The 21,306-nt window shown below is 41.4% G+C and carries 18 protein-coding genes and 1 pseudogene; 10 read left to right on the forward strand and 9 right to left on the reverse strand.

All coding sequences use genetic code 11. The annotated features are described in order from the left end of the window. The first annotated feature begins 430 nt into the window (after nucleotides 1-430). A pseudogene (locus ACE3PQ_RS09515) lies at nucleotides 431-810 on the forward strand (carboxymuconolactone decarboxylase family protein). 70 nt (nucleotides 811-880) lie between these two features. On the opposite strand, the gene ACE3PQ_RS09520 reads toward ACE3PQ_RS09515, so the two are convergent. Further along, nucleotides 881-3,151 carry a bifunctional prephenate dehydrogenase/3-phosphoshikimate 1-carboxyvinyltransferase gene (locus ACE3PQ_RS09520; protein WP_374297301.1) on the reverse strand — a complete coding sequence of 757 codons (2,271 nt, stop codon included), beginning with the start codon at nucleotides 3,149-3,151 and terminating at the stop codon, nucleotides 881-883. Nucleotides 3,152-3,177: 26 nt separating this feature from the next. Beyond that, the gene (gene pheA / locus ACE3PQ_RS09525; protein ID WP_374297263.1) at nucleotides 3,178-4,299 is read right to left on the reverse strand and encodes a prephenate dehydratase; all 1,122 of its coding nucleotides are present in this window, start codon (nucleotides 4,297-4,299) and stop codon (nucleotides 3,178-3,180) included. Between the two features lie 220 nt (nucleotides 4,300-4,519). Between pheA and ACE3PQ_RS09530 the strand changes: the two genes are divergently transcribed. Further along, complete coding sequence (locus ACE3PQ_RS09530) at nucleotides 4,520-6,190, forward strand: FMN-binding glutamate synthase family protein (protein ID WP_374297265.1); 1,671 nt, start codon at nucleotides 4,520-4,522, stop codon at nucleotides 6,188-6,190. Between the two features lie 148 nt (nucleotides 6,191-6,338). Here the strand turns inward: ACE3PQ_RS09530 and carO are convergent, their stop codons facing one another. Beyond that, entirely contained in the window at nucleotides 6,339-7,031 is a 693-nt protein-coding gene (gene carO, locus ACE3PQ_RS09535; RefSeq protein ID WP_374297268.1) for an ornithine uptake porin CarO, read from the reverse strand. 253 nt (nucleotides 7,032-7,284) lie between these two features. On the opposite strand from carO, the gene dapD reads away from it, so the two are divergent. Next, entirely contained in the window at nucleotides 7,285-8,106 is an 822-nt protein-coding gene (dapD, locus tag ACE3PQ_RS09540; RefSeq protein WP_374297270.1) for a 2,3,4,5-tetrahydropyridine-2,6-dicarboxylate N-succinyltransferase, read from the forward strand. Between the two features lie 93 nt (nucleotides 8,107-8,199). Here the strand turns inward: dapD and ACE3PQ_RS09545 are convergent, their stop codons facing one another. Further along, a complete protein-coding gene (locus ACE3PQ_RS09545) occupies nucleotides 8,200-9,018 on the reverse strand; it encodes an alpha/beta fold hydrolase (protein ID WP_374297272.1) in 819 nt (272 codons plus the stop codon). A 461-nt stretch (nucleotides 9,019-9,479) separates the two neighbouring features. Between ACE3PQ_RS09545 and ACE3PQ_RS09550 the strand changes: the two genes are divergently transcribed. After that, a complete protein-coding gene (locus ACE3PQ_RS09550) occupies nucleotides 9,480-9,791 on the forward strand; it encodes a metalloregulator ArsR/SmtB family transcription factor (RefSeq protein WP_374297275.1) in 312 nt (103 codons plus the stop codon). Nucleotides 9,792-9,812: 21 nt separating this feature from the next. On the opposite strand, the gene ACE3PQ_RS09555 is transcribed toward ACE3PQ_RS09550, so the two are convergent. The 3 genes from ACE3PQ_RS09555 to ACE3PQ_RS09565 are packed head-to-tail and all read right to left on the reverse strand — an operon-like array spanning nucleotide 9,813 to nucleotide 12,843. Further along, complete coding sequence (locus tag ACE3PQ_RS09555) at nucleotides 9,813-10,412, reverse strand: uracil-DNA glycosylase family protein (protein WP_374297277.1); 600 nt, start codon at nucleotides 10,410-10,412, stop codon at nucleotides 9,813-9,815. Nucleotides 10,413-10,440: 28 nt separating this feature from the next. Continuing rightward, a complete protein-coding gene (locus tag ACE3PQ_RS09560) occupies nucleotides 10,441-11,046 on the reverse strand; it encodes a DNA-3-methyladenine glycosylase I (RefSeq protein WP_374297279.1) in 606 nt (201 codons plus the stop codon). A gap of 57 nt (nucleotides 11,047-11,103) precedes the next feature. After that, a complete protein-coding gene (locus ACE3PQ_RS09565) occupies nucleotides 11,104-12,843 on the reverse strand; it encodes a M61 family metallopeptidase (RefSeq protein ID WP_374297281.1) in 1,740 nt (579 codons plus the stop codon). A gap of 152 nt (nucleotides 12,844-12,995) precedes the next feature. Here ACE3PQ_RS09565 and ACE3PQ_RS09570 point away from each other — a divergent pair, with 152 nt between their 5' ends. The 6 genes from ACE3PQ_RS09570 (at nucleotide 12,996) to ACE3PQ_RS09595 (ending at nucleotide 19,069) form a co-directional block, all read left to right on the forward strand. Next, nucleotides 12,996-13,988, forward strand: a complete 993-nt coding sequence (locus tag ACE3PQ_RS09570) for a DnaJ C-terminal domain-containing protein (RefSeq protein WP_374297283.1) — start codon at nucleotides 12,996-12,998, stop codon at nucleotides 13,986-13,988. Between the two features lie 60 nt (nucleotides 13,989-14,048). Next, nucleotides 14,049-14,357: a chaperone modulator CbpM gene (locus ACE3PQ_RS09575; protein ID WP_374297303.1), complete on the forward strand. Its 309-nt coding sequence runs from the start codon at nucleotides 14,049-14,051 to the stop codon at nucleotides 14,355-14,357. 144 nt (nucleotides 14,358-14,501) lie between these two features. Next, nucleotides 14,502-15,995, forward strand: a complete 1,494-nt coding sequence (locus tag ACE3PQ_RS09580; RefSeq protein WP_374297285.1) for a D-alanyl-D-alanine carboxypeptidase family protein — start codon at nucleotides 14,502-14,504, stop codon at nucleotides 15,993-15,995. Nucleotides 15,996-16,504: 509 nt separating this feature from the next. Then, the gene (locus tag ACE3PQ_RS09585) at nucleotides 16,505-17,785 is read left to right on the forward strand and encodes an NAD(P)/FAD-dependent oxidoreductase (RefSeq protein ID WP_374297287.1); all 1,281 of its coding nucleotides are present in this window, start codon (nucleotides 16,505-16,507) and stop codon (nucleotides 17,783-17,785) included. Nucleotides 17,786-17,950: 165 nt separating this feature from the next. Further along, nucleotides 17,951-18,439: a peptidylprolyl isomerase gene (locus ACE3PQ_RS09590; protein ID WP_298892115.1), complete on the forward strand. Its 489-nt coding sequence runs from the start codon at nucleotides 17,951-17,953 to the stop codon at nucleotides 18,437-18,439. A gap of 198 nt (nucleotides 18,440-18,637) precedes the next feature. Then, on the forward strand, nucleotides 18,638-19,069 hold the full coding sequence (locus ACE3PQ_RS09595) for a CBS domain-containing protein (RefSeq protein ID WP_241572803.1): 432 nt from the start codon (nucleotides 18,638-18,640) through the stop codon (nucleotides 19,067-19,069). An 85-nt stretch (nucleotides 19,070-19,154) separates the two neighbouring features. On the opposite strand, the gene ACE3PQ_RS09600 is transcribed toward ACE3PQ_RS09595, so the two are convergent. Both ACE3PQ_RS09600 and ACE3PQ_RS09605 read right to left on the reverse strand, forming a co-directional pair. Beyond that, on the reverse strand, nucleotides 19,155-20,255 hold the full coding sequence (locus tag ACE3PQ_RS09600) for a beta-ketoacyl-ACP synthase III (protein WP_374297291.1): 1,101 nt from the start codon (nucleotides 20,253-20,255) through the stop codon (nucleotides 19,155-19,157). Between the two features lie 337 nt (nucleotides 20,256-20,592). Then, nucleotides 20,593-21,303 carry a succinate dehydrogenase iron-sulfur subunit gene (locus tag ACE3PQ_RS09605; protein WP_298892118.1) on the reverse strand — a complete coding sequence of 237 codons (711 nt, stop codon included), beginning with the start codon at nucleotides 21,301-21,303 and terminating at the stop codon, nucleotides 20,593-20,595. Nucleotides 21,304-21,306: the final 3 nt, after the last annotated feature.

Genomic DNA, 21,306 nt, shown 5'->3' on the forward strand with positions numbered 1-21,306 from the left:
CAGTCCTTGTTTGCGAATTAACTCACAGATATGTAGTTTGTAATTTGCATCGAATGTACGTTTGGTTTTGCTCATGTTGAAATCCTCGTTTCAGTGAAATTATATCTCTATCTCACTGTCTGATTTCATTAGACCATTACACCTCACTAAAATGAAATGACGCAGATTCCCACTTTCTGAAATAAAACATCATGAAGAATCGACGTATTGATGAGTTGATCTCGGCAACGCTCCTCCTTTATTTCAAATAATTTTTAAAGTGATTCAATAATTAAATAGCATGGTTTATGCCATAAATGCAGTGAGTATTTCTGCAAAATTTATTGATTATTTTTATATCCCAGCAGATTTCAGTGGATAATTCCCATAGTTTTAGGGCAATGACCGTTTTAAGCGTATAATAGATGCACTGCAAAAATCAGATGAAAATATGTCAAAACAAGATTATGAAAATGGATTGAAAGTGCGCACCGAAGTGATGGGCGAACATTTTGTTAAACGTGCTCAAGACAACACTGTACCGTTTACCGAACCACTGCAAGACTGGATTAATGAGCATGCGTGGGGATCAACTTAGCAACGTGAAGGTGTATTGCCACGTAAATATCGTTCATTAATTACCATTGCCTTTTTAGTTGCACAAAAAGCACCGACAGAACTCAAAGGTCATATCCGTGGTGCATTGAATAATGGTGCAAGCGTCGAAGAAATTCAAGAAGTATTCTACATAGCTTGCCGTATTGTGGTGCGCCAACGACACAAGAAGCCTTTCGTGCTGCTTTGGAAGTCTTAGAAAATTATCAGAAATAAACTTTTTAAATTCTAGTCATAAAAAAACCGCAACTCACCTGAACTGCGGCTTTCTTTTTATTTTGCGCTATTAAACATCAGACTGCTCAATCAACATCCCTGCTTTTTGCGCAAGCTCAGTAAAAGTCGGAAAACTGGTTGCTACAGTTTCTGTGCCGTGAATGGTGATCGGCTCTGCACAGCGCAATCCCGCTATACTAAAGCTCATGGCGATACGATGGTCATGATGCGATTCGATCTGTCCACCTGTGAAGATCGGCGACCACTCACCTGTTTTGCCTTTACCTTGAATGATGATGCCGTCATCTGTAGGTTGACATTGAATACCTAGCGCAATTAATCCATCTGCCATCACTTGGATACGATCAGACTCTTTGACACGAAGCTCCGTCGCTCCAGTCAAAATCGTTTCACCCTCTGCGCATGCAGCAGCAATGAATAACGCAGGAAATTCATCAATCGCCAGTGGGACTTGGTCTTCAGGCATATGAATGCCTTTTAGGCTTTTGCCACCACGAATGTGAATATCTGCAATCGGTTCGCCACCTGCGATGCGTTCATTCAGTACGTTAATGTCTGCGCCCATTTGCTTGAGGATTTCAATCACACCTGTACGCGTTGGATTAATCCCAACAGCTTCTAAAGTCAGATCGGCATTTTGGCTAATCGCCGCACCGACCATAAAGAACGCCGCACTCGAAATATCCGATGGCACTTGGATATTTGTACCCACGAGCTTTCCGCCACCCTGAAGCGTAATTTGGTTACCATGATCTTGCTTTTGGGTTTTTACGTCGTAACCAAATGCACGAAGCATACGCTCGGTGTGATCACGTGTCGGTTCAGGTTCAGTGACCGATGTTGCGCCCTCTGCCCACAGCCCTGCCAATAAAATGCCTGATTTGACCTGTGCCGAAGCCATAGGCAAATCATAATGAATGCCTTTTAAGCCTTGAGCACCTGTGATGCTGACAGGCGGTGTACCTTTTTCACCTGTGGTTTGGATTTTTGCACCCATCACACGCAATGGTTTGGCGATACGCTCCATCGGGCGTTTGGAAAGCGACGCATCACCTGTCATCACCGTATCAAAGGATTGGGCAGAGAGCATGCCTGAAAGCAAACGCATACTGGTGCCTGAGTTGCCCATATACAGCGCACTTGCAGGTTTTTTCAGACCGTGCATGCCGACACCATGAATCGTCACTTCACCATTTTTCGGACCTTCGATCGACACCCCCATATCACGGAAGGCTTGCAAGGTCGCCAACGCATCCTCACCTTCCAAAAATCCTGTGACATGCGTTGTGCCTTCTGCGATTGCGCCGAACATGATCGAGCGATGTGACACCGACTTATCACCCGGCACTGAAAATTGCCCTGAAAATTGTTGGCTTCCCGGTGAAATGGTAAATTGTTGCGTCACAGCGTTGTTCTCCATCAAAGGTGTATTGGCGAGCATATGGTTAAAATGTTGTCGAGCAGCTTTGGCATGTCCAAGCATGCCCATGAGCGCATGGGAATCTTCGGATTGAATGACTTGTTTAAAGCGTTGTAATTGATCTTCAAAGCCTGTAACCGCACTCAAAATCGCCTGTTTATTGGCAAAAAAAATGTCGTGCCACATCTGCGGATCACTGGCTGCGATGCGAGAAAAATCTCGAAAGCCACCCGCAGCATAGCGAAAAATATCTAAATTATCTTGGCGATTAGCCAGTTGCTCGACCAAATTAAACGCCATCAAATGCGGTAAATGACTGGTGTGCGCAAGCACCTCATCGTGCTGCGCCACATCCATACAAATCACTTCGGCTTGAGCGGTTTGCCATAGTTGAATCAGCTTTTGTACAGCGATTGGATCGCTTGACGCAAGTGGCGTCAAAATCACTTTATGATTAGCAAAAAGATCAATTTTCCCTGCATGCACGCCACTGTGTTCACTGCCTGCGATCGGATGACCGGGCACGAAACCTTTGGGTAAATTTTCCCCAAAGACATTTTGAGCGGCTTGTACCACATTACCTTTGGTACTCCCCACATCGGTAATAATTGCATCAGAACGGAGATCGGGTTTAATTTGCGTCAAAGCAGTTTCTGTGGCTTGTACAGGTAAAGCTAACACGATTAGATCAGCGCCATGCACTGCTTCACTTGCTGAACTAAATCCTTGATCAATTAAACCAAGTTGTTTGGCATCAGCTAAGGTTTTTTCAGAGCGTGTCGAGGCAACGACTTCACCTGCCAAATAATGTGCTTTGATGACACGAGCTAGGCTTGAACCGATTAAACCCAGTCCGATAAAAGCGACTTTTTCAAATAATGGCTTATTATTGGCACTCATATTTGAAGTAAAAACAGAGTCAGTCATTACAACACTGCCAGCGGATATGAACCAAGTACACGAAGCTCTTTGACATGTGGGCGAATTTCTTCAATCGCCTGACGCACATCGTCATCTTCGATATGCCCTTTGAGATCAATAAAGAACACATAGGTCCATTTTTCAGGCAATGATGGACGGGTTTCGATACTGGTCATGGTCAAATTATGCTTAGCAATCGGCGAAAGGATCTCGATCAACGCCCCTGCTTTATCATGTGCAGCAATTAGCAATGAGGTTTTGTCATGACCGCTACGAGAAGACTTTTCACGACCGATCACCAAGAACCGAGTGGTATTATCAGGATTATCTTCGATATTGGCATGCAAAATTTCCAAATCATAAATTTGTGCTGCTACATCGCCTGCAATCGCTGCTGAATGCCACTCATTACGAATACGGCGAGCCGCTTCAGCATTTGAGTTCAGTGCAATGCGTTCTACACCTGGATAATTCACATCGAGCCATTTTCGGCATTGCGCCAAGGCTTGTTGATGCGCATAAATCTGTTTGATGCTGTCTTTACGGGTATTGTGCGAAATTAAAAATTGATGGTGAATTGGCAATTCGACTTCACCGATGACATGCAATTTTGAGGCTTTGAAACAATCGAGTGTATGATTGACAATACCTTCCGATGAGTTCTCAACAGGCACTACACCATAATGCGCTGAGCCTGACTCGACTTCACGGAATACTTCTTCAATGGTGGTGATCGGACGAGTAATCGCATCTTGCCCAAAATGTTTAATCGCCGCCGCTTGGGTATAGGTTCCCTCAGGTCCTAAAAAAGCAATCGACTGTGGTGCTTCTAGCGCAAGACATGCCGACATAATTTCACGGAACAGGCGTGCAACGGTTTCATTCGACAATGGTCCTTGATTGCGTGCCATGACATTACGAAGTACTTGCGCTTCACGCTCTGGGCGGTAAAACACTGGATTTTCATCTTGAGAAAATTTGGCTTTAGCAACGGTTTCAGCAAGTTTGGCACGTTGATTGATCAGATAATGTATTTGCTCATCGACAGAATCAATCTGTTGGCGAATATCTTGTAAGTTTAAACTTTGACTATTTTGCTGATCTTTATATTGTGGGTCGTGTTGCATGTTGCCATTTTGCCTTTACCAATTTTACTCAAGTATACCTGATCATTGTCAGCCTGACAGCATTCAAGACAGACTAATTCGGGCTAAAATTTCAGATTATATATCGACATAAAAAATATACCACTTTGTAAGCGAGCTTTAAACAATTCAATGCTTGAGATTTTATTGCCAATCACGCACAGTGTTAAGAATAGCAAGCACTGCAAGGAATTGAATTAAAATGCAAAACCCAGCACAGCAAGTTCGTAATAAGCTGCTCAACACCTATATTTCACGCTATTTGCTATGGTATTTCTGCATTGCCAGTAGCCTTTTTCTTGGCTATGTCATTTTGCTAGGTAAACGCCATTATCTGAATTATTTTTTTGCCGATAGTGTACTCAATAGCTTGTTCGTGATCGCCACATTACTTAGCCTATTGGGCTTATATGATGTACTTCAGCGCAATCATAGCATCTTAAGAAATTATCCAATTATGGGGCATTTTCGCTTTATTTTTGAATATTTCCGCCCTGAAATTCGTCAGTATTTTATTGAAGGCGACCGTGATGCGTTGCCATTTTCTAGAGTACAGCGCAACCTCGTTTATCAACGCGCAAAAAATCAAAATGCCGATAAACCGTTTGGCTCAATCATTGATGCCTATGAAGATGATTACCGCTTTATGGCACATTCGCTCAGCCCGAAGTCACCAAGCGACCACAATACTTTTCGCATCACCATAGGCAATACACAGTGTGCACAGCCCTATTCTGCTTCAATCATGAATATTTCAGCGATGAGCTTTGGGAGTTTGAGTGCCAATGCCATTCGAGCACTCAATGCTGGCGCAAAATTGGGCAATTTTTATCATGACACAGGCGAAGGCAGCATAAGCCCCTATCACCTTGAAAATGGTGGTGATCTGGTTTGGCAAATCGCCAGTGGCTATTTTGGTTGTCGAACAGCCGATGGTAAATTTGATCCTGAAAAATTCAAGCATCAAGCAAAACTTCCACAAGTGAAGATGATTGAAATTAAGCTTTCTCAAGGTGCAAAGCCAGGTCACGGTGGGATTTTACCCAAGCATAAAATCAGTGAGGAAATTTCACAAATTCGTGGTGTACCACGAGACCAAGATTGTGTTTCACCGCCTGCGCATTCTGCTTTTCATACACCACTGGAGCTGATGGATTTTATTGAACAAATTCGCACTTTATCCAACGGCAAACCTGTGGGTATCAAACTCTGTATTGGTCAACCGTGGCAGTTTATGGGCATTGTCAAAGCAATGTTGGAAAAGCAAGTATTTCCCGACTTTATTGTGGTAGATGGTAGCGAAGGTGGGACTGGTGCATCACCAATCGAGTTTAGTGATCATATCGGTACGCCACTGCGTGAGGGTTTATTGTTTGTGCACAATACATTGGTCGGCGCAGGCATCCGTGATCGTATTAAAATTGGTGCAAGTGGCAAAATTATCAGCGCCTTTGATATTGCCAGCACTTTTGCGCTCGGTGCGGACTGGGTCAATTGCGCTCGAGGGTTTATGTTCGCCATCGGTTGCATTCAGGCGCAAAGCTGTCACACCAATCTATGCCCTGTTGGGATTGCGACGCAAAGTAAACAACGTCAATCCGCACTCAACGTCGATCTGAAATCAACACGTGTCGCCAACTTTCACCACAACACATTGCATGCACTTGCCGAGATGATTGCAGCGGTGGGTTTAGAACATCCACGTGAGATTAAGGCGCACCATCTTGTACAACGTGTCAATCACAATGAGATTAAAAACTTTGCGCAGATATACTTTTTCTTAGAAAAAAACTCATTACTACAAGACAACTTAGATGAGGATGAAAACTTTTATTATCGAATTTGGAATATTGCGGATGCTAATAAGTTTTAACAACTCATTTATACTGTGAATCCTAAATGCTTTTAAGTTTATAGTAGCCAAGCAATATAAAACTTCTTGGTTACTTTATCAAAGTACTCAACAAAAAAACGAGCCGAAGCTCGTTTTTTTTGATCATGCTACAAGGTAGCAATCTCAATTAGAAGCGGTAAGATACACCAAGTTTAGCCACTGGCATCCACTCATATTTATCATCGTTTGCAACTTCATTCATGTGATCTTCAACAAGTGCAGCATCAGATGGTGTACCACCGTGATAATCTACATTGCTCACAGTTGGGTTGCCTGTGTAGTATGCACCAACCTCACCAAATACGCCCCAACGGTTTGTGATCGCAGGAGAGAAACCTAGACCTAGGTAAGGTGCAATCTTGTTATCATAATCAAGGTCATAGCTTAATTGTGAAAGACCAGTATCTACACCTTCGATTTCAATATTGCCACCATCTGCGCGAGCTTGTAGACCATATTCTTGGTCAACATAACCTACACCTGCAGCAACATAGAACCAGTTTGCCCAAGGACGGATCTCAGCATTCAAATAAGTCAAGTTATTTTCCATGTCAACATCATAGTTCACATCGTCAACTTCAACATTATCAGACCAAGAAATGTCGCCACCGTTATAACCTAAAGTCACGCCAACGTATGGGTTCGGGCTCCAAGAGATCGCACCGCCGTAACCAGTCGTACCAACTTCAGCACGAACAGCAGCAGGTTTAAACGTAGAAAAAGTCGCTATACCGTCTTCAGTCACTACTTTCTCATCAGCGAATGCGAAAGTTGCAGTTCCAGCCAAAGCGGTTACAGCTAAAATTTTAAACATTTTCATATTTACACTCCTCAAAAACTCAAACTATAAAAGATTGTTTGAAATTGCTTACAATAATCACAAATTGAAGTGCAAATTCATAGATGAGTTGTGTTTCTCTTTGTAATCTTTTGACACATTTGTTTTAACATTATGTTTTCATTGTAATAAATTTGAACAAAATATTTAAGCTATGCCCGCTTTGTTGCTTAGTGTACACTATGCCCATCATTTTTTAGCCTTGATTTTTTAACTTTAGTTAAAGGAAATTATAATGTCGCAACTTGCAACAATCATTGAACAAGCTTTTGAAGACCGTGCAAATTACTCAAGTACGAACTGTCCTGAAGACATTCGCAATGCAGTAAATGAAGCACTTGCGGGATTGGATAACGGTAGCCTGCGTGTTGCAGAAAAGAAAAATGGTGAGTGGGTTGTCAATCAATGGTTAAAAAAAGCGGTATTGCTTTCTTTCAAACTCAACGATAACAAGCCAATCGAATCTTGTGATCTGCAATTCTATGACAAAGTGGATACCAAGTTTAAAAGTTGGACAGAAGCACAATTCCAACAAGCAGGTGTCCGTGTAGTCCCACCTGCTGTTGCACGTAAAGGTTCTTTCCAAGCCAAAAATGTGGTTTTGATGCCTTCTTATGTCAATATTGGTGCTTACGTTGATGAAGGCACAATGGTTGATACATGGGCAACTGTCGGTTCATGTGCGCAAATCGGTAAAAATGTGCATTTATCTGGTGGTGTAGGTATCGGTGGTGTACTTGAGCCACTACAAGCTAATCCAACGATTATTGAAGACAATTGCTTTATTGGTGCACGTTCTGAAATCGTTGAAGGTGTAATCGTTGAAGAAGGTTCAGTGATTTCGATGGGCGTTTATATCGGTCAATCTACTCGTATCTATGACCGTGAAACTGGCGAAATCCACTATGGTCGTGTACCTGCTGGATCAGTGGTTGTTTCTGGTAGCTTGCCGTCAAAATGCGGTACGTATAGCTTATATGCTGCGATTATCGTGAAGAAAGTTGATGCGCAAACTCGCGCCAAAACCAGTTTGAATGATTTATTACGTGCTGATTAAATTCAGCATAATCTAGCAAGATTAACGACAAAATAGCCAGCTTGATACTGGCTATTTTTATGCTTAGTCTTTACCAAAATATAGTTTTGCAATTTACAGCAAATGATTTTCATCAATCCATGACTTAATTGTATTGACAGTGATCGGCATAAACTCGCCCATCGCATACATATGATCTGAACCTTCAAATACACACAACGTTGAATTTGCATATCGTTTTGCAGTGGCACGAGAAACATTAGCATTCACGATTTTATCGTCGGTACCTGTGATGACGAGTACAGGCGTTTGAATTTGATCTGTATCGACTGTCGATGCATTTTTACTATCTAAGTACCAAAAACCCATTTCATAATAGACACGCCCTGACTCTGGGACAAGCTGTGCAAAAGTCGCATCTACATCTTCTTGGGTTTGATTGTTCATCACATATTTTTCAAACTTTGATTTTTCTGCGTACAGCGTTTTTTCCCAAAATTTCCATTTCATATAATGTTTATAAAACACCGCTGTCGTTTCAGGATAGAAAGCGAAGATACCAGCCATCGGTGCAGTACCTAATAAAATAACACCTCGATGCTTATCAGGATGTCTAGCCGCAAGTAACTGCGCCAACAATCCTCCCAAAGAATGCCCCAAGATAATTGGTGGTGTATCCAATGAAAGTAACAACTCACTCAGATCATCAACAAAATCCGTCAGACTCACATTACCAACTTTCTTTGCCACTTCGTCGTAAGGTAAACCGTGATAACGTAAATTTGGAGTCAACACCTGCAAACCCAATGCTTCCAATGCAGGGACAAAATCACCCCAAATCTTTGCGGTACACCATGTCCCTGGAATCAAAATAATTGGGGTTTTGTTTGTGGCTGATTTTTGATTAGTCGTAGTCTGCGTCAGTGAAGACATGTTATATCCTTATTTTTGCTTTTAAACTTAAAATTAACATTACAAGTTGATTCTAAGTCTACCTTAAGAACATAGAGTTGAAAATCTTTTCTTATAAGAACAAGCATTTGCAATTTCAATTTTTATGAATAGAAAATTTGACAACTTTCACAATTATGATTTTTTTTGATTACCTTGCATTAACCTTGAACATCTTTTGAAACAATTCATTAACAAGAAGCACACCAAGCAAAACCAATCTACTGCTTATTTTCAGGTAACCTCGGGCTTTAATATTAGTGTAAGCATATTATGCAGATCGCAACTATTATTTGATTGTGATCTCGGCTTTTTAGATGAATTTCAATTCCATGAGGCTTTCTCATGCATCACTCCTAACTGCCCAAAATGTCGCTTTATCTATATGAATTTTGAGCCTACTTATAATTCATTCACATTTAAAAGAGGAATTTGAAACTTTGATGCCTGATATCCATTTTGATGTAACCGACCAAGACATAGAAGTGGTAACCAATCATTTAAAAGTGTTATCAAACCCTGATCGCTTAAAGATTTTACGCCACTTGATCGATGGTGAAATTAACGTACAAACCATTGAAAAATTGACTAAAATTCACCAACCTACGCTTTCGCAACAGCTTACCGTATTGCGCAAGTCTGAAATGGTGAGTACTCGTCGTGATGGAAAGCAGATTTTTTATCAAATCGCTGATCCAAAAGTATTGGTATTGATGCAAACATTCTATGATTTGTACTGTGAAGAACCTGCATAACTAATCTAATGTCGGTTTTTTTTAAAGCATTCCGATTTGCTGAAAAAACTGGCGATAATGCTCTACTTTCTGTGTAAATGGTAATGGATATGCCCTCGATGTCGAGGGTAATCGGTACAGCGCCATATTTCTAATCGCGTTTCCTACGCTGATCTCCCCAATACTCATTTGTCCAATTTTAGGTGCTTGAGTCTGCACTGAAAATTGTGTCAATAAAGTTACAGTCGCTTTTTCCCCTGTCGTCACAATGTTGTTACACTGTGGAATTTGGCTTAATAACTCGCCTAAATCCGTCGCTTGTACGATTTCTAAAAATTTATCCGAAGCATTATTTTTCTGCCTGATCACTTGATAGGCTGTATCGAAAATCGCAATGCCCTTTTCATTCAAAAAGTCTTTCAGCAGTTGTTCTTTGAATGCTTTGTTTTCAAGATCAATGAAATAGTCTTTGTCATCAAAAAACACCGTACCCACAATTCGCCTCATATCATTTTGAAAGTTTGGATAATAAAAATCCATTTCCCAACGAGTTTTCGGTGGTGGAAAACTGCCCAACATCAGTAGCCTAGCATTGTTTGGTAGAAAAGGTTCAAGCGGATGAGTTTCGATTTGGTCAGTCATGTTTTGATGATCTTATCGTTTTACAATCTTATGGCTTTACAAATGCACGGCGAGCTTCTGCGACTTTGGCACGGCTGTGACATCCTTCAACATGATCATTAACCAAGCCCATCGCCTGCATCAGCGCATACATAGTGGTTGCGCCAACAAACTTCCAGCCACGTTTTTTTAAATCTTTGGACAACGCAATGGATTCACTACTGGTACTTTGATTTTGTGGTGATATTGCACGGTCAAGTTTGACTTCGTATTGCCAAAAATAACTTGCCAATGAGCCAAATTCATCAATGATCGCTTGCACCTGCTTGGCATTATTGATCGTCGCTTCGATCTTGCCTCGATGTCGAATAATACCTGCATTTTGCAATAGTCTTTCCACATCTTGGTCGGTAAACTTCGCCACTTGCTGATAATCAAAATTGCAAAATGCTTGTCGAAAATTTTCACGTTTAATCAAGATGGTGCGCCAACTGAGTCCCGACTGGAAACTCTCCAAACAGACTTTTTCAAATAGCCGACGATCATCTGCCACAGGAAAGCCCCACTCCTCATCATGATATGCCAAAAATTCAGGTACTTGGCTACACCAGTTACAACGTGGCAAGCCATCTTCGGCGGTATACACCTCAGTCATGGGCTATTCCTATCTTTGTACAACAATTTCACAACGCTTTGCACGAAACCATTTAGACTATTTTTGATTCATCAACCACGCATCCGCTTTGGTTTGATCACTGACTTTTAACTCAACTTGCGGCAATGGATAATCTTGTGCAGTCAGTTCAAACGTCATGAACTCATCTCGGCGGAAAGCATGGCATTGCATCGCTTTATTTGTCTTGGCTTTTGCCGACCACACTTTGGCAGTGGCTTTGATACCATCAATCGCAATCACCACATCTTGCGCAGACAATCCTGCTTGAGCACAGCTTGAATCACGCAAAACTTGCTGTAGTAATAGTCCTTCAAGTTTTTCTTGCACTTTTGCACCAAACGGCAAAGTTTTGCAGTCTTTGCTATTCTGATCTATTGTTTGTAAATCGACACCAAACTCCGCCAATACTTCTTGTAGTGGTAATTCTTCGGTACTATTAATCAAGAAACCTAAACGATCTGACCAGTCTTGCCCTGTCAATGTTTTGCACAGCTCAAAAATGGTTCTTTCATTGACTTGGTTACTGGCGAGATTACGATCTTGTTGCGTTTTGGCATATAACGCACGCATTAACTCATCCAGACTTGATCCATGACTGCGCAGACCTAAATCTAAGCAAAGTGCAACCAATGCACCTTTGTTGTAGTAACTCGTGCCTGCATTATTGCTATTTTCATCCTGACGATAAAACTTAATCCACGCATCAAAGCTCGACTCACTCACCGATTGGATTTTTCGACCTGGGTTTTGTAGATAACGGTTGATTTGTTCAGTGAGTAATTTCAGATAGTCTGCTTGAGAAATTACACCGCTACGCAACAAAATCAGATCATCATAATAGGAAGTAAACCCTTCAAATACCCATAATAGCGAGGTGTAGCCCTCTTGATGCAGATCAGGGTTGGTATAGTTGTCAGGACGGATAAATTTCACCAGCCACGAATGAAAATATTCATGACTGCATAGACCTAAATAGCGCTGATAGTCCTTGCTCGGTTGTTCCGCTTCATCAGCTTTAGGCAAATCATCCCGTGGGCAAATCAGACTGGTACTTTCGCAATGCTCCAAGCCACCGTATAGATTACCTGTAGTCATAGTGAGAAAGGTGTAATGCTGAAATGGCGCAGAGCCAAACATATCAATTTCGGTTTGGCAAATTTTCTCCACATCAGTTTTTAACCGTTCTACATTGGCAGTGTGCTTTCCTGAAATGACAAAATCATGTTTGATCCCACCCGCTTCAAATTCAAAACGGTCTTGTACCGCAAGCTCAAATGGACTATCGATCAAATGCGCATAATCTTTGGCTTTTAAGGTATAACGCCCTTTGATCAAGGACTTAGAAGGCAATGCCCCTGCATAAGTGAAATGTTGCAAAGATTCAGGAATAAACAATTCTAATTCATGCGGTACATGTTCCTGATCAGTCAATCCTAAGCATACCGTGGTAGGATTGACATAGAGCCGTGTTTGATCGACATAACTGCCACGCACTGACAAATCATAGGCGTAGACTTTATATTCCACCGTGATCAACTCATGATCGCTATTGAACAGTTGCCATTTATTTTTATGAGTTTTTGAAATTTTGAGCAGGCGACCATCTTCATCATAGGCATTGACCGACTCGATATGTTTGGAAAATTCACGCACCAAATAACTACCTGGAATCCACGTTGGAAGCCAAAGCTGTTGCTGTGGATTGGCAAGAAAGCGAATGGTGACATGGATTAAATGTTGTGAAAAATCATCAAACTCAAGTTGGTAGTGGATCATTTTTGCTCTGTCCTTCTGTGTAAGCAACGAGTTTAACATTGCCTTGCGTGTTTGCATGTAGAAATTCTTTTTCTCTAAAAATTTCGCTTTAAAAATAAGTAAACATCCCGATATACTGCAGCAACAGATAATAATTTAAGAGAACCCTATAGATGACAGAAAACTACTATCAAGCCCTCGGTGTAGAGCGTTCTGCGACTGCGGATGAGATCAAAAAAAGCTATCGCAAACTCGCTCGTAAATACCATCCTGATGTCAGCAAAGAAGCCGATGCCGAAGCAAAAATGCAGGCGATTAATGTTGCCTACGATACGCTGAGCAATGCCGAAAAACGGACTGAATATGATCAGATGCTCGATAATTCGCATGGATTTGGACAAGGTGGTTTTGGTCAAAACGGCTTTAACCAAAACGCTTATTCAGACTTTGCAGGAGCGAATGGCTTCCGTGGTGCGGACGGTCAGTCCTACTACTATGATTTTAATGGCAATGATGGCGGTGGCGCAGAGCAATTTTCAGGCTTTGAAGATATTTTTGGTCGCTTTGGTGCAGGCTTTGGTGGCGGTCGTCGTCAGCAAACTAATTTTCAAGGTGAAGATCAACATGCCAAAATCGAAGTGCCTTTGGAGGTTGCTTATACTGGTTCAACACAACAAATCAGTTTGCAGATTCAAGGGTTCAATGCACAAGGTCAACCTGAAATTCAGCGCAAAACTTTGAATGTCAAAATCCCAAAGGGCATGAAAGAAGGTCAACAAATCCGCCTCTCTGGTCAAGGACAGGCTGGCGTGAATGGTGGCAAGAATGGCGACCTCTATATCGAAATCAGCTACCAAGAAGACCAGCGCAAATATGTTGAAGGTGCGGATGTGTATAGCACGGTAGATATTACACCGTGGGAAGCAGCGCTTGGAGAAAAAATTGAAGTGAATACGCCTGCTGGACGGATTCAAATCGGTATTCCCAAAGATGCTCGAAATGGACAAAAGCTACGTTTAAAAGACAAAGGTATTCCGAATGCACAAGGTGCGGGCAACTTATATTTAATTCTAAATATAGTTACACCTGAAGCCATCACAGATGCACAACGTGAAGCCTATCAAGCCTTTGCTGAAGCCTTTAAAGACTTTCAGCCGAGAGCTTAAACTGATTGATATTTAGAGAAGTTATTTAGAAATTTGAGGTGAACCATGGCAAATATTCAAATTCAAGACATTCATATCTTAGAAACTTGTGATTGCGAGATCGTTGAACACGATCAGGCTTTAGACTTTCATCAGTTCGTGCAGGCTTGCGGTCAAAACGACGGCTGGGTTTTGGCACTGTTTGAACATGACATTCTACAATCAGTCAATGTCAGCCCACGACAGCATCGTTATCTTGGCGAAGATTTGCTTCGTGCCCGACGCGCTTTTCGTTTGCAACGTGATTTTAATGCCAGTTTAACTGCGGTTGCACTCATGCTTGATTTGATTGACGAGGTGCATTATTTACGCAAACGTGTGGCGGAATAAGCCTCACTTTTCCTTTTCATCTTTTTCAGATAATGAATATTTGTACTATGCCTATTCAATAATTATAAAGAATCACTAGCTCTATCTATCAAAAAGGGCTAGGATTGGGCGCATATTTTTATCCTCAATACTCTGGATTGTTTCGTGTTTACTGATTCTATTTTTACGCTTTCGCATCGCTTTCATTTAAAAAATAATAAGAAGGTGGAAATAGAAAATCCAAATCAGCACAAACAACACAGTCGGTGGGGTAAATTGCTTCAAATCACGACTATTGTGTTTAGCGCACAATTTAGCCAATTTGCTTGGGCAGATATTCTTAATATTGATCCTAAAACCGTCAATGCAGAAGCATGGATGATTTACGATCCACAATCCAAACAAATCATTGCACAGCACAATGCCGATGTACCACGAGCACCTGCATCATTGACTAAGATGATGGTTGCTTATCTGACTTTAAAAGCCATTGAAAATGGGCAAATTCAGCTCAATCAACAAGTCACCGTCCCTGAAATCGTTAATACCGTGCAATGGGATGAATCACAACTCAAACTGGAGCCAAATCAGCAGATTAGTGTACATGAGCTTTTGGCAGGTTTGATTATCATGTCGGCGAATGATGCAGCACTTACCCTTGCCTCATTGATCGCAGGTGATGTAACAAGCTTTCTCGATCAGATGAATGTCATGGCAAATCAGCTTGGGATGCAACACACTCATTTTAGCAATCCATCAGGCATTACCATGCAAGATCATTTGTCCTCTGCGCATGATATGGCGATCTTGTCTTCGGCGATTGTTAATGATACGCCTGAGTTTTTGCAATATTCCAAACAACCCGAGTTTCGCTACAAAGATATTTATCATGAAGCCACCAATATTCTGCTGAAAAAAGACCTGAGTGTTGATGGTTTAAAAACTGGCTATACCAAAGCTGCTGGCTACAACTTGGCACTCACAGCACAACGCAAAGATATGAACAATTTACTTGATCGTCGCTTAGTCGTCGTGGTGATGGGCACGCCATCAAAACAGGCACGTGCAGATGAAGCGTATAAATTGCTCAATGCAGGATTTATCTATACGCAAAATCGCACACTAGAAACCACCATTCCAACAAAAGCAAATTTAGGCTTAAATCGTATCATTGCTGATATTCCAGTGAGTAATGGTGTCGTCACCAATTATCCAGTCAAAATGCCTGCATCTAATGCACATACACTGAGTTTGCTTGAGCAATCCGCAATTACATTGGACTTACGCCAGTTTAATAATAGTGCGCTTCGTTTCATCGTTGATCAAGATACGATTAATCAGCATCATTTAACACATCTTGGGACTGACCATATTGGTCAATCCACCCTAGAGCCGATGAATACACCACAGCAACTCAATTATCAAATTAAGCTGTTACAACCTCACCTCAATGCACCAATTTCGAGTCAAGCCCTCGCACTTGCAAATATCGAAGTGCAACAATTTGGACAGACGATTCAGGATATTCCTGTCACGGAAATGGTCGAGATCGAAGAGGCAACATGGTGGCAAAAACTTTTAACTTGGTTTGAAAATTTATTTTCTGCATGGCAAACAGATATACCGAAAGCAGTCACCTACCCAATCCAATTGCCATAATTGAATCACTTTAAAATACTGAATAATTCCAATACAGAACAAGTAAATGAATACTTCTTCTAGCGATTTGTCATGTGTGAAAAGGTTGGCAATTTTCACATCAAAATACTGACCAATCAGTAAATGACAATCGCTACGTTCCATGCCATTATGAGTTAATTTTTAATCCTAGGGTCTGTTGACATTTCAACCATGCATTGCGTTATCAGCTAAAACTACAGAAACGAGGCATGAAACGAAGGGAATGGCACTCCCTTGCCAAGTTTCATAACGAAGTTTATGGCAGTTTTAGCGATAACCTTTCAGGTCAAGGATGTTTTTTGACGCTACGTCGTTAGGAAAGAGTCATTTAGAATAACTAAACTTCCTCATTCCTGCCTTGTACCGCCTAAAAAACATCCGCAGTCGCAAGCATCTGTGAAATGTCAACAGACCCTAATACTGTCGGGATTCAATCTCTCTGAATTTACTTTTTTATTCGAATTTTTAACTCTCTCGGAGCTATAACAATGGCTGAAAAACATCGTATTGTCATCGTCGGTGGTGGCGCAGGCGGTTTAGAGCTTGCAACGCAACTCGGACAACGCATTGGTCGCAAAAAGCGTATTCAAATCACTTTGGTTGATGCAAACCTTACCCATATTTGGAAACCATTACTTCATGAAATCGCTGCAGGGACGCTCAATCCTGCCAATGAAGAAGTGAATTATTTTGCACATGCCAAGAAAAATCATTACAAATTTCAACTTGGCTATTTGCAATCTGTTGACCGTGACCGTAAAGAGATCGTCCTTGCACCACTGACGCAAGGCAATATGAAACTGGCTGATGAGCGTCGTATTAGCTATGACACTTTAGTGCTTTCGATCGGTTCAACTTCAAATGACTTTGGCACTGCAGGCGCAAAAGAACATTGTCATTTCTTAGACAATCGTGCCCAAGCTGATGCTTTCCAACGTGATTTGTTGAACTTGTACTTGCAAGCACATGCAATGCCACGTGAGAAGCCACTCAACATTACCATCATTGGTGCAGGTGCGACTGGTGTCGAACTGGCTGCGGAATTACACCAAGCAGCACAAGATTTCCACCGCTATGGCTTAGATGGAATTGATCCAAATAAAGTAAAGATCAACGTCATCGAAGCGGCCGATCGTATCCTCCCTGCACTTTCTGAAAAAGTTGCAGATGGTGCGCTGAAACAATTGCAAAAATATGGCATTGAAGTGCTCACTAAGCATCGTGTGAAAAAGATTGATGCAGATCATGTTTACTGCCATGACGGTATGGTATTCGATGCCAATCTGAAAGTTTGGGCAGCAGGGATTAAAGCGCCTGCAGTGACACAAAACTTCGGTGTTAGCCTCGATCGTATCGGTCGTATCAAAGTTTATGCCACATTACAAAGCATTGATGATTCAAGTATTTTTGCCTTTGGTGACTGTGCGCATTGTCAACCACTTGCCAATAAACCTGTACTTGCACCACGTGCGCAAGTTGCCAGTCAACAAGCAGCTTTCCTCGTCGATGCGATCATTGCCAAAGTCCATGGTCGTCAGTTACCAATGTTCCAGTTCAATGACAAAGGTTCATTGGTCTCATTGACACAAAACACTGCTGTAGGTGAATTGTTGGGTAGCATTCATGTCGAAGGTTTGGTCGCAAAAACCATGTACCACTCGCTGTATCGTGTCCATCAAGCAGCGATTTATGGCTATACCAAAGCAGGCTTGTTGACTGCACGTGACTTGTTTGGCAAAGGCACTGCACCATTGGTGAAATTGCACTAAACGCAAGCTTAAACATTCCAACCCATTGAAAAGCACCAAACCATTTTGGTGTTTTTTTACACTTCCTTGCACAAATCTTGATTTTTTATGTAAATTTCTTCGCCTTTTTACATTTAAGGCTTTAAAATGATGAGCTTTACAACTTAACAAGCGGATAGACCGACAATGACAGTTATTGCAAATGACCACGTAGTAAAATTCAGCTACACACTAACCAATGGTGAAGGTCAAGTACTAGATCAATCAGACGCTGCCCATCCCCTTGCTTATCTTCATGGCGCTGGCAACATTATTCCAGGTCTAGAAAATGCGCTTACAGGTAAAAGTGCTGGGGAAAAACTTGTTGTAAACGTACCTGCAGCTGAAGGCTACGGTGAATACGTTGCAGAGATGGTTCAAGAAGTACCACGTGAAATGTTCCAAGGCGTAGACAATGTCGAGCCTGGTATGCAGTTCCAAGCGCAAGCTCAAGATGGTGGCGTACAATTCGTTGTCGTAAAATCAGTAGAAGATGACGTTGTAATCATTGATGGTAATCACCCGCTTGCAGGTCAAGATTTGACTTTTGATGTTGAAATCGTCGAAGTACGTGTAGCGACTCAAGAAGAACTTGATCACGGTCATGTTCATGGCGAAGGTGGTCATCACCACTAATCGCTTTGATAGCTTGGCTTTGAGTCAAGAACATTAAAAAGTGAGCATATCGCTCACTTTTTTATTGTCTACAAATTCAGATTGTTCTCAAAATACTTCTCTACAGAAATAAATTTTCATAATTAATTGCTTTGCAAGTTTCCCAAATTACGTTATAGCTATGTCATAACAAGACATTAAATGAGGGATTGCAGGATCATGCTTACCGTAGAACACATCTTACAAAGTAAACCACAACACGTCACTTTTACCATTACTCCCGAAGCCACTGTATTAGAGGCGATTAGCCTGATGGCAGACAAAGGCATTGGCGCATTAATCGTTACCGAACAAGATCGTGTAGTCGGCATCGTGTCCGAACGTGACTATGCACGTAAAGTCGCCTTAATGGAGCGCTCATCCTATGACACCTGCGTAGCAGATATCATGACAAGCAAAGTACTGACTATTGAGCGTAAAAATACTGTCCAAGAATGCTTAAATCTGATGACCGATCGACATTTGCGTCATTTACCTGTCGTTGAAAATGAGCAATTGATCGGTTTGGTATCTATTGGTGATTTGGTCAAAGGTATTATTCAAGATCAGCAATCATTGATCGAGCAATTGCAGAATTATATTGCGAGCTAAACTAAAACCATAAAACTACATGCCTACTCGCTAGAAAGACTCATTGCAGTAAACCACGAATAAACCTTGCTACTGCAAGGTTTTTCTATACTTTTTTAACAATCACAGAACCCATCGCATAACCAGCACCGAACGAACTTAATAGTGCATACTCGCCGACATCCACTTGACTGGCACTTTGGTGCATGGCAATGATCACTCCTGCAGATGAGGTATTGGCATATTCAGCCAATACCATGGGCATTCGTGCAGGATCAACGGCTTTTCCTGCGAGCATTTTCAGCATCAAGTTATTCATATTAATATTGGCTTGATGTAACCAAAAGCGCTTGATTTGATCTACCGACAAACCATGACGTTGCAATTGCATTGCAATACGATCTGCAACCATTGGCACAACATCTTTAAAGACTTTACGACCATCTTGGCGGAAAACACGATCATCGCGTACCGCATCTTCACTAACATTTAAATAACCAAAATTATTGCGAATATTATTGGAATATATCGTTTCTAAATAACAATCTAAAACCTCAAAGCCACTCTTATGCGTTGTCTGCTCAATGATCGCTGCTGTTGCCACATCGCCAAAGATAAAATGGCTATCTCTCGCACTAAAATCCACCTGCCCTGACATCACTTCAACATTGACCATAAGCACAGCTTTTGAGCCATTTTTCAACGCATCAACGGCTTGCTTGATCGCAAAAGTCGCCGATGCACAGGCAACATTCATATCAAAAGCATAGCCTTTGATCCCTAAAGCATTTTGAATTTCGATGGCGATCGCAGGATAAGCACGTTGAATACTCAAACTTGCAAAGATCACCACATCTATCTCATCAGCTGAGATATTGGCATTTTTCATGGCTTGTTTTGCTGCTTCAACGCCCATTTCTGCTTGCAATGAAAGTTCTTCATTGTCACGTTCAGTTAGCACTGGCATCATACGATCAATATCTAAAATGCCTGACTTTTCGACCACATAACGAAATTTTATCCCTGATGCTTTTTCAATAAACTCCACAGTCGAGGGCAATAATTCTTTTTTTGTTCCCTGCGCTATCTCGACTGCATATTGCTGATTATATCGTGCGACATAAGTATTCAGGCTTTCGACCAACTCCTCATTACTGATCTGATCTTTTGGTGTATACACTCCAGTCCCTGTGATACGAATACTCATCAATACTTCCATTTTGCTTTAATCTTTCAGCAATCATTTTGTCACAGAGAAAGAAAAATGAGGATGACGGAAATGATGTTTTACATCGGTTAAATCTAGACAAGAATGTGCAAAATAATTGGTTTTTAAGCTTCTAATTCTAGCTTAAATTTTAAAATGATAAACTTTTTACAGAAATTTCATTAAGTTAATAAATATATTGCGCCTTGCGATTGGCATTTTCAACCTTTTCGCTTTGATCTTTCATACCACACAGCTCACAGAAATTCACATTAAGACTATCTCAAAACAAAAAAAACGCATCCGAAGATGCGTTTTTAAGATATTAATTACAATCTTAACCTGCTTGATCAAGCAACATGCTACGGATATGACCGATCGCTTTAGTTGGATTCAAGCCTTTAGGACAGACTGACACGCAGTTCATGATGCCCTTACAACGGAACAAGCTGAATGGATCATCAAGACGTGACAAACGATCTTGAGTCGCTGTATCACGAGAGTCAATGATAAAGCGGTACGCATTCAACAATGCCGAAGGACCTAAGAACTTGTCAGGATTCCACCAGAACGATGGGCAAGCTGTTGAACAACATGCACAAAGAATACATTCGTATAGACCATCAAGATGCTCACGATCTGCTTGAGATTGTAGACGCTCTTTCGGTGGTGCAGGTTGATCATTGATCAAGAATGGCTGAATTTTGTTGTATTGATCGTAGAACTGATTCATATCCACAACAAGATCTTTGACCACTGGCAAACCTGGCAATGGACGAATCGTGATCTCATTTGGTAGATCATTCAAGTTCCAAAGACAAGCCAAACCATTTTTACCATTGATATTGACACCATCAGAACCACAAATCCCTTCACGGCATGAACGGCGGAAAGTCAAAGTTTCATCTTGTACTTTCAGCGCCAACAAGGCGTCAAGCAACATACGGTGACTATCTAAAAGCTCAAGCTTAAAGGTTTGCATGTATGGTGCTTTATCCTTATCAGGATCATAGCGGTAGATATGAAATGTACGTGTACCTCTACTCATCTG

This window comes from Acinetobacter sp. (assembly GCF_041911495.1).
Classification (GTDB): domain Bacteria; phylum Pseudomonadota; class Gammaproteobacteria; order Pseudomonadales; family Moraxellaceae; genus Acinetobacter.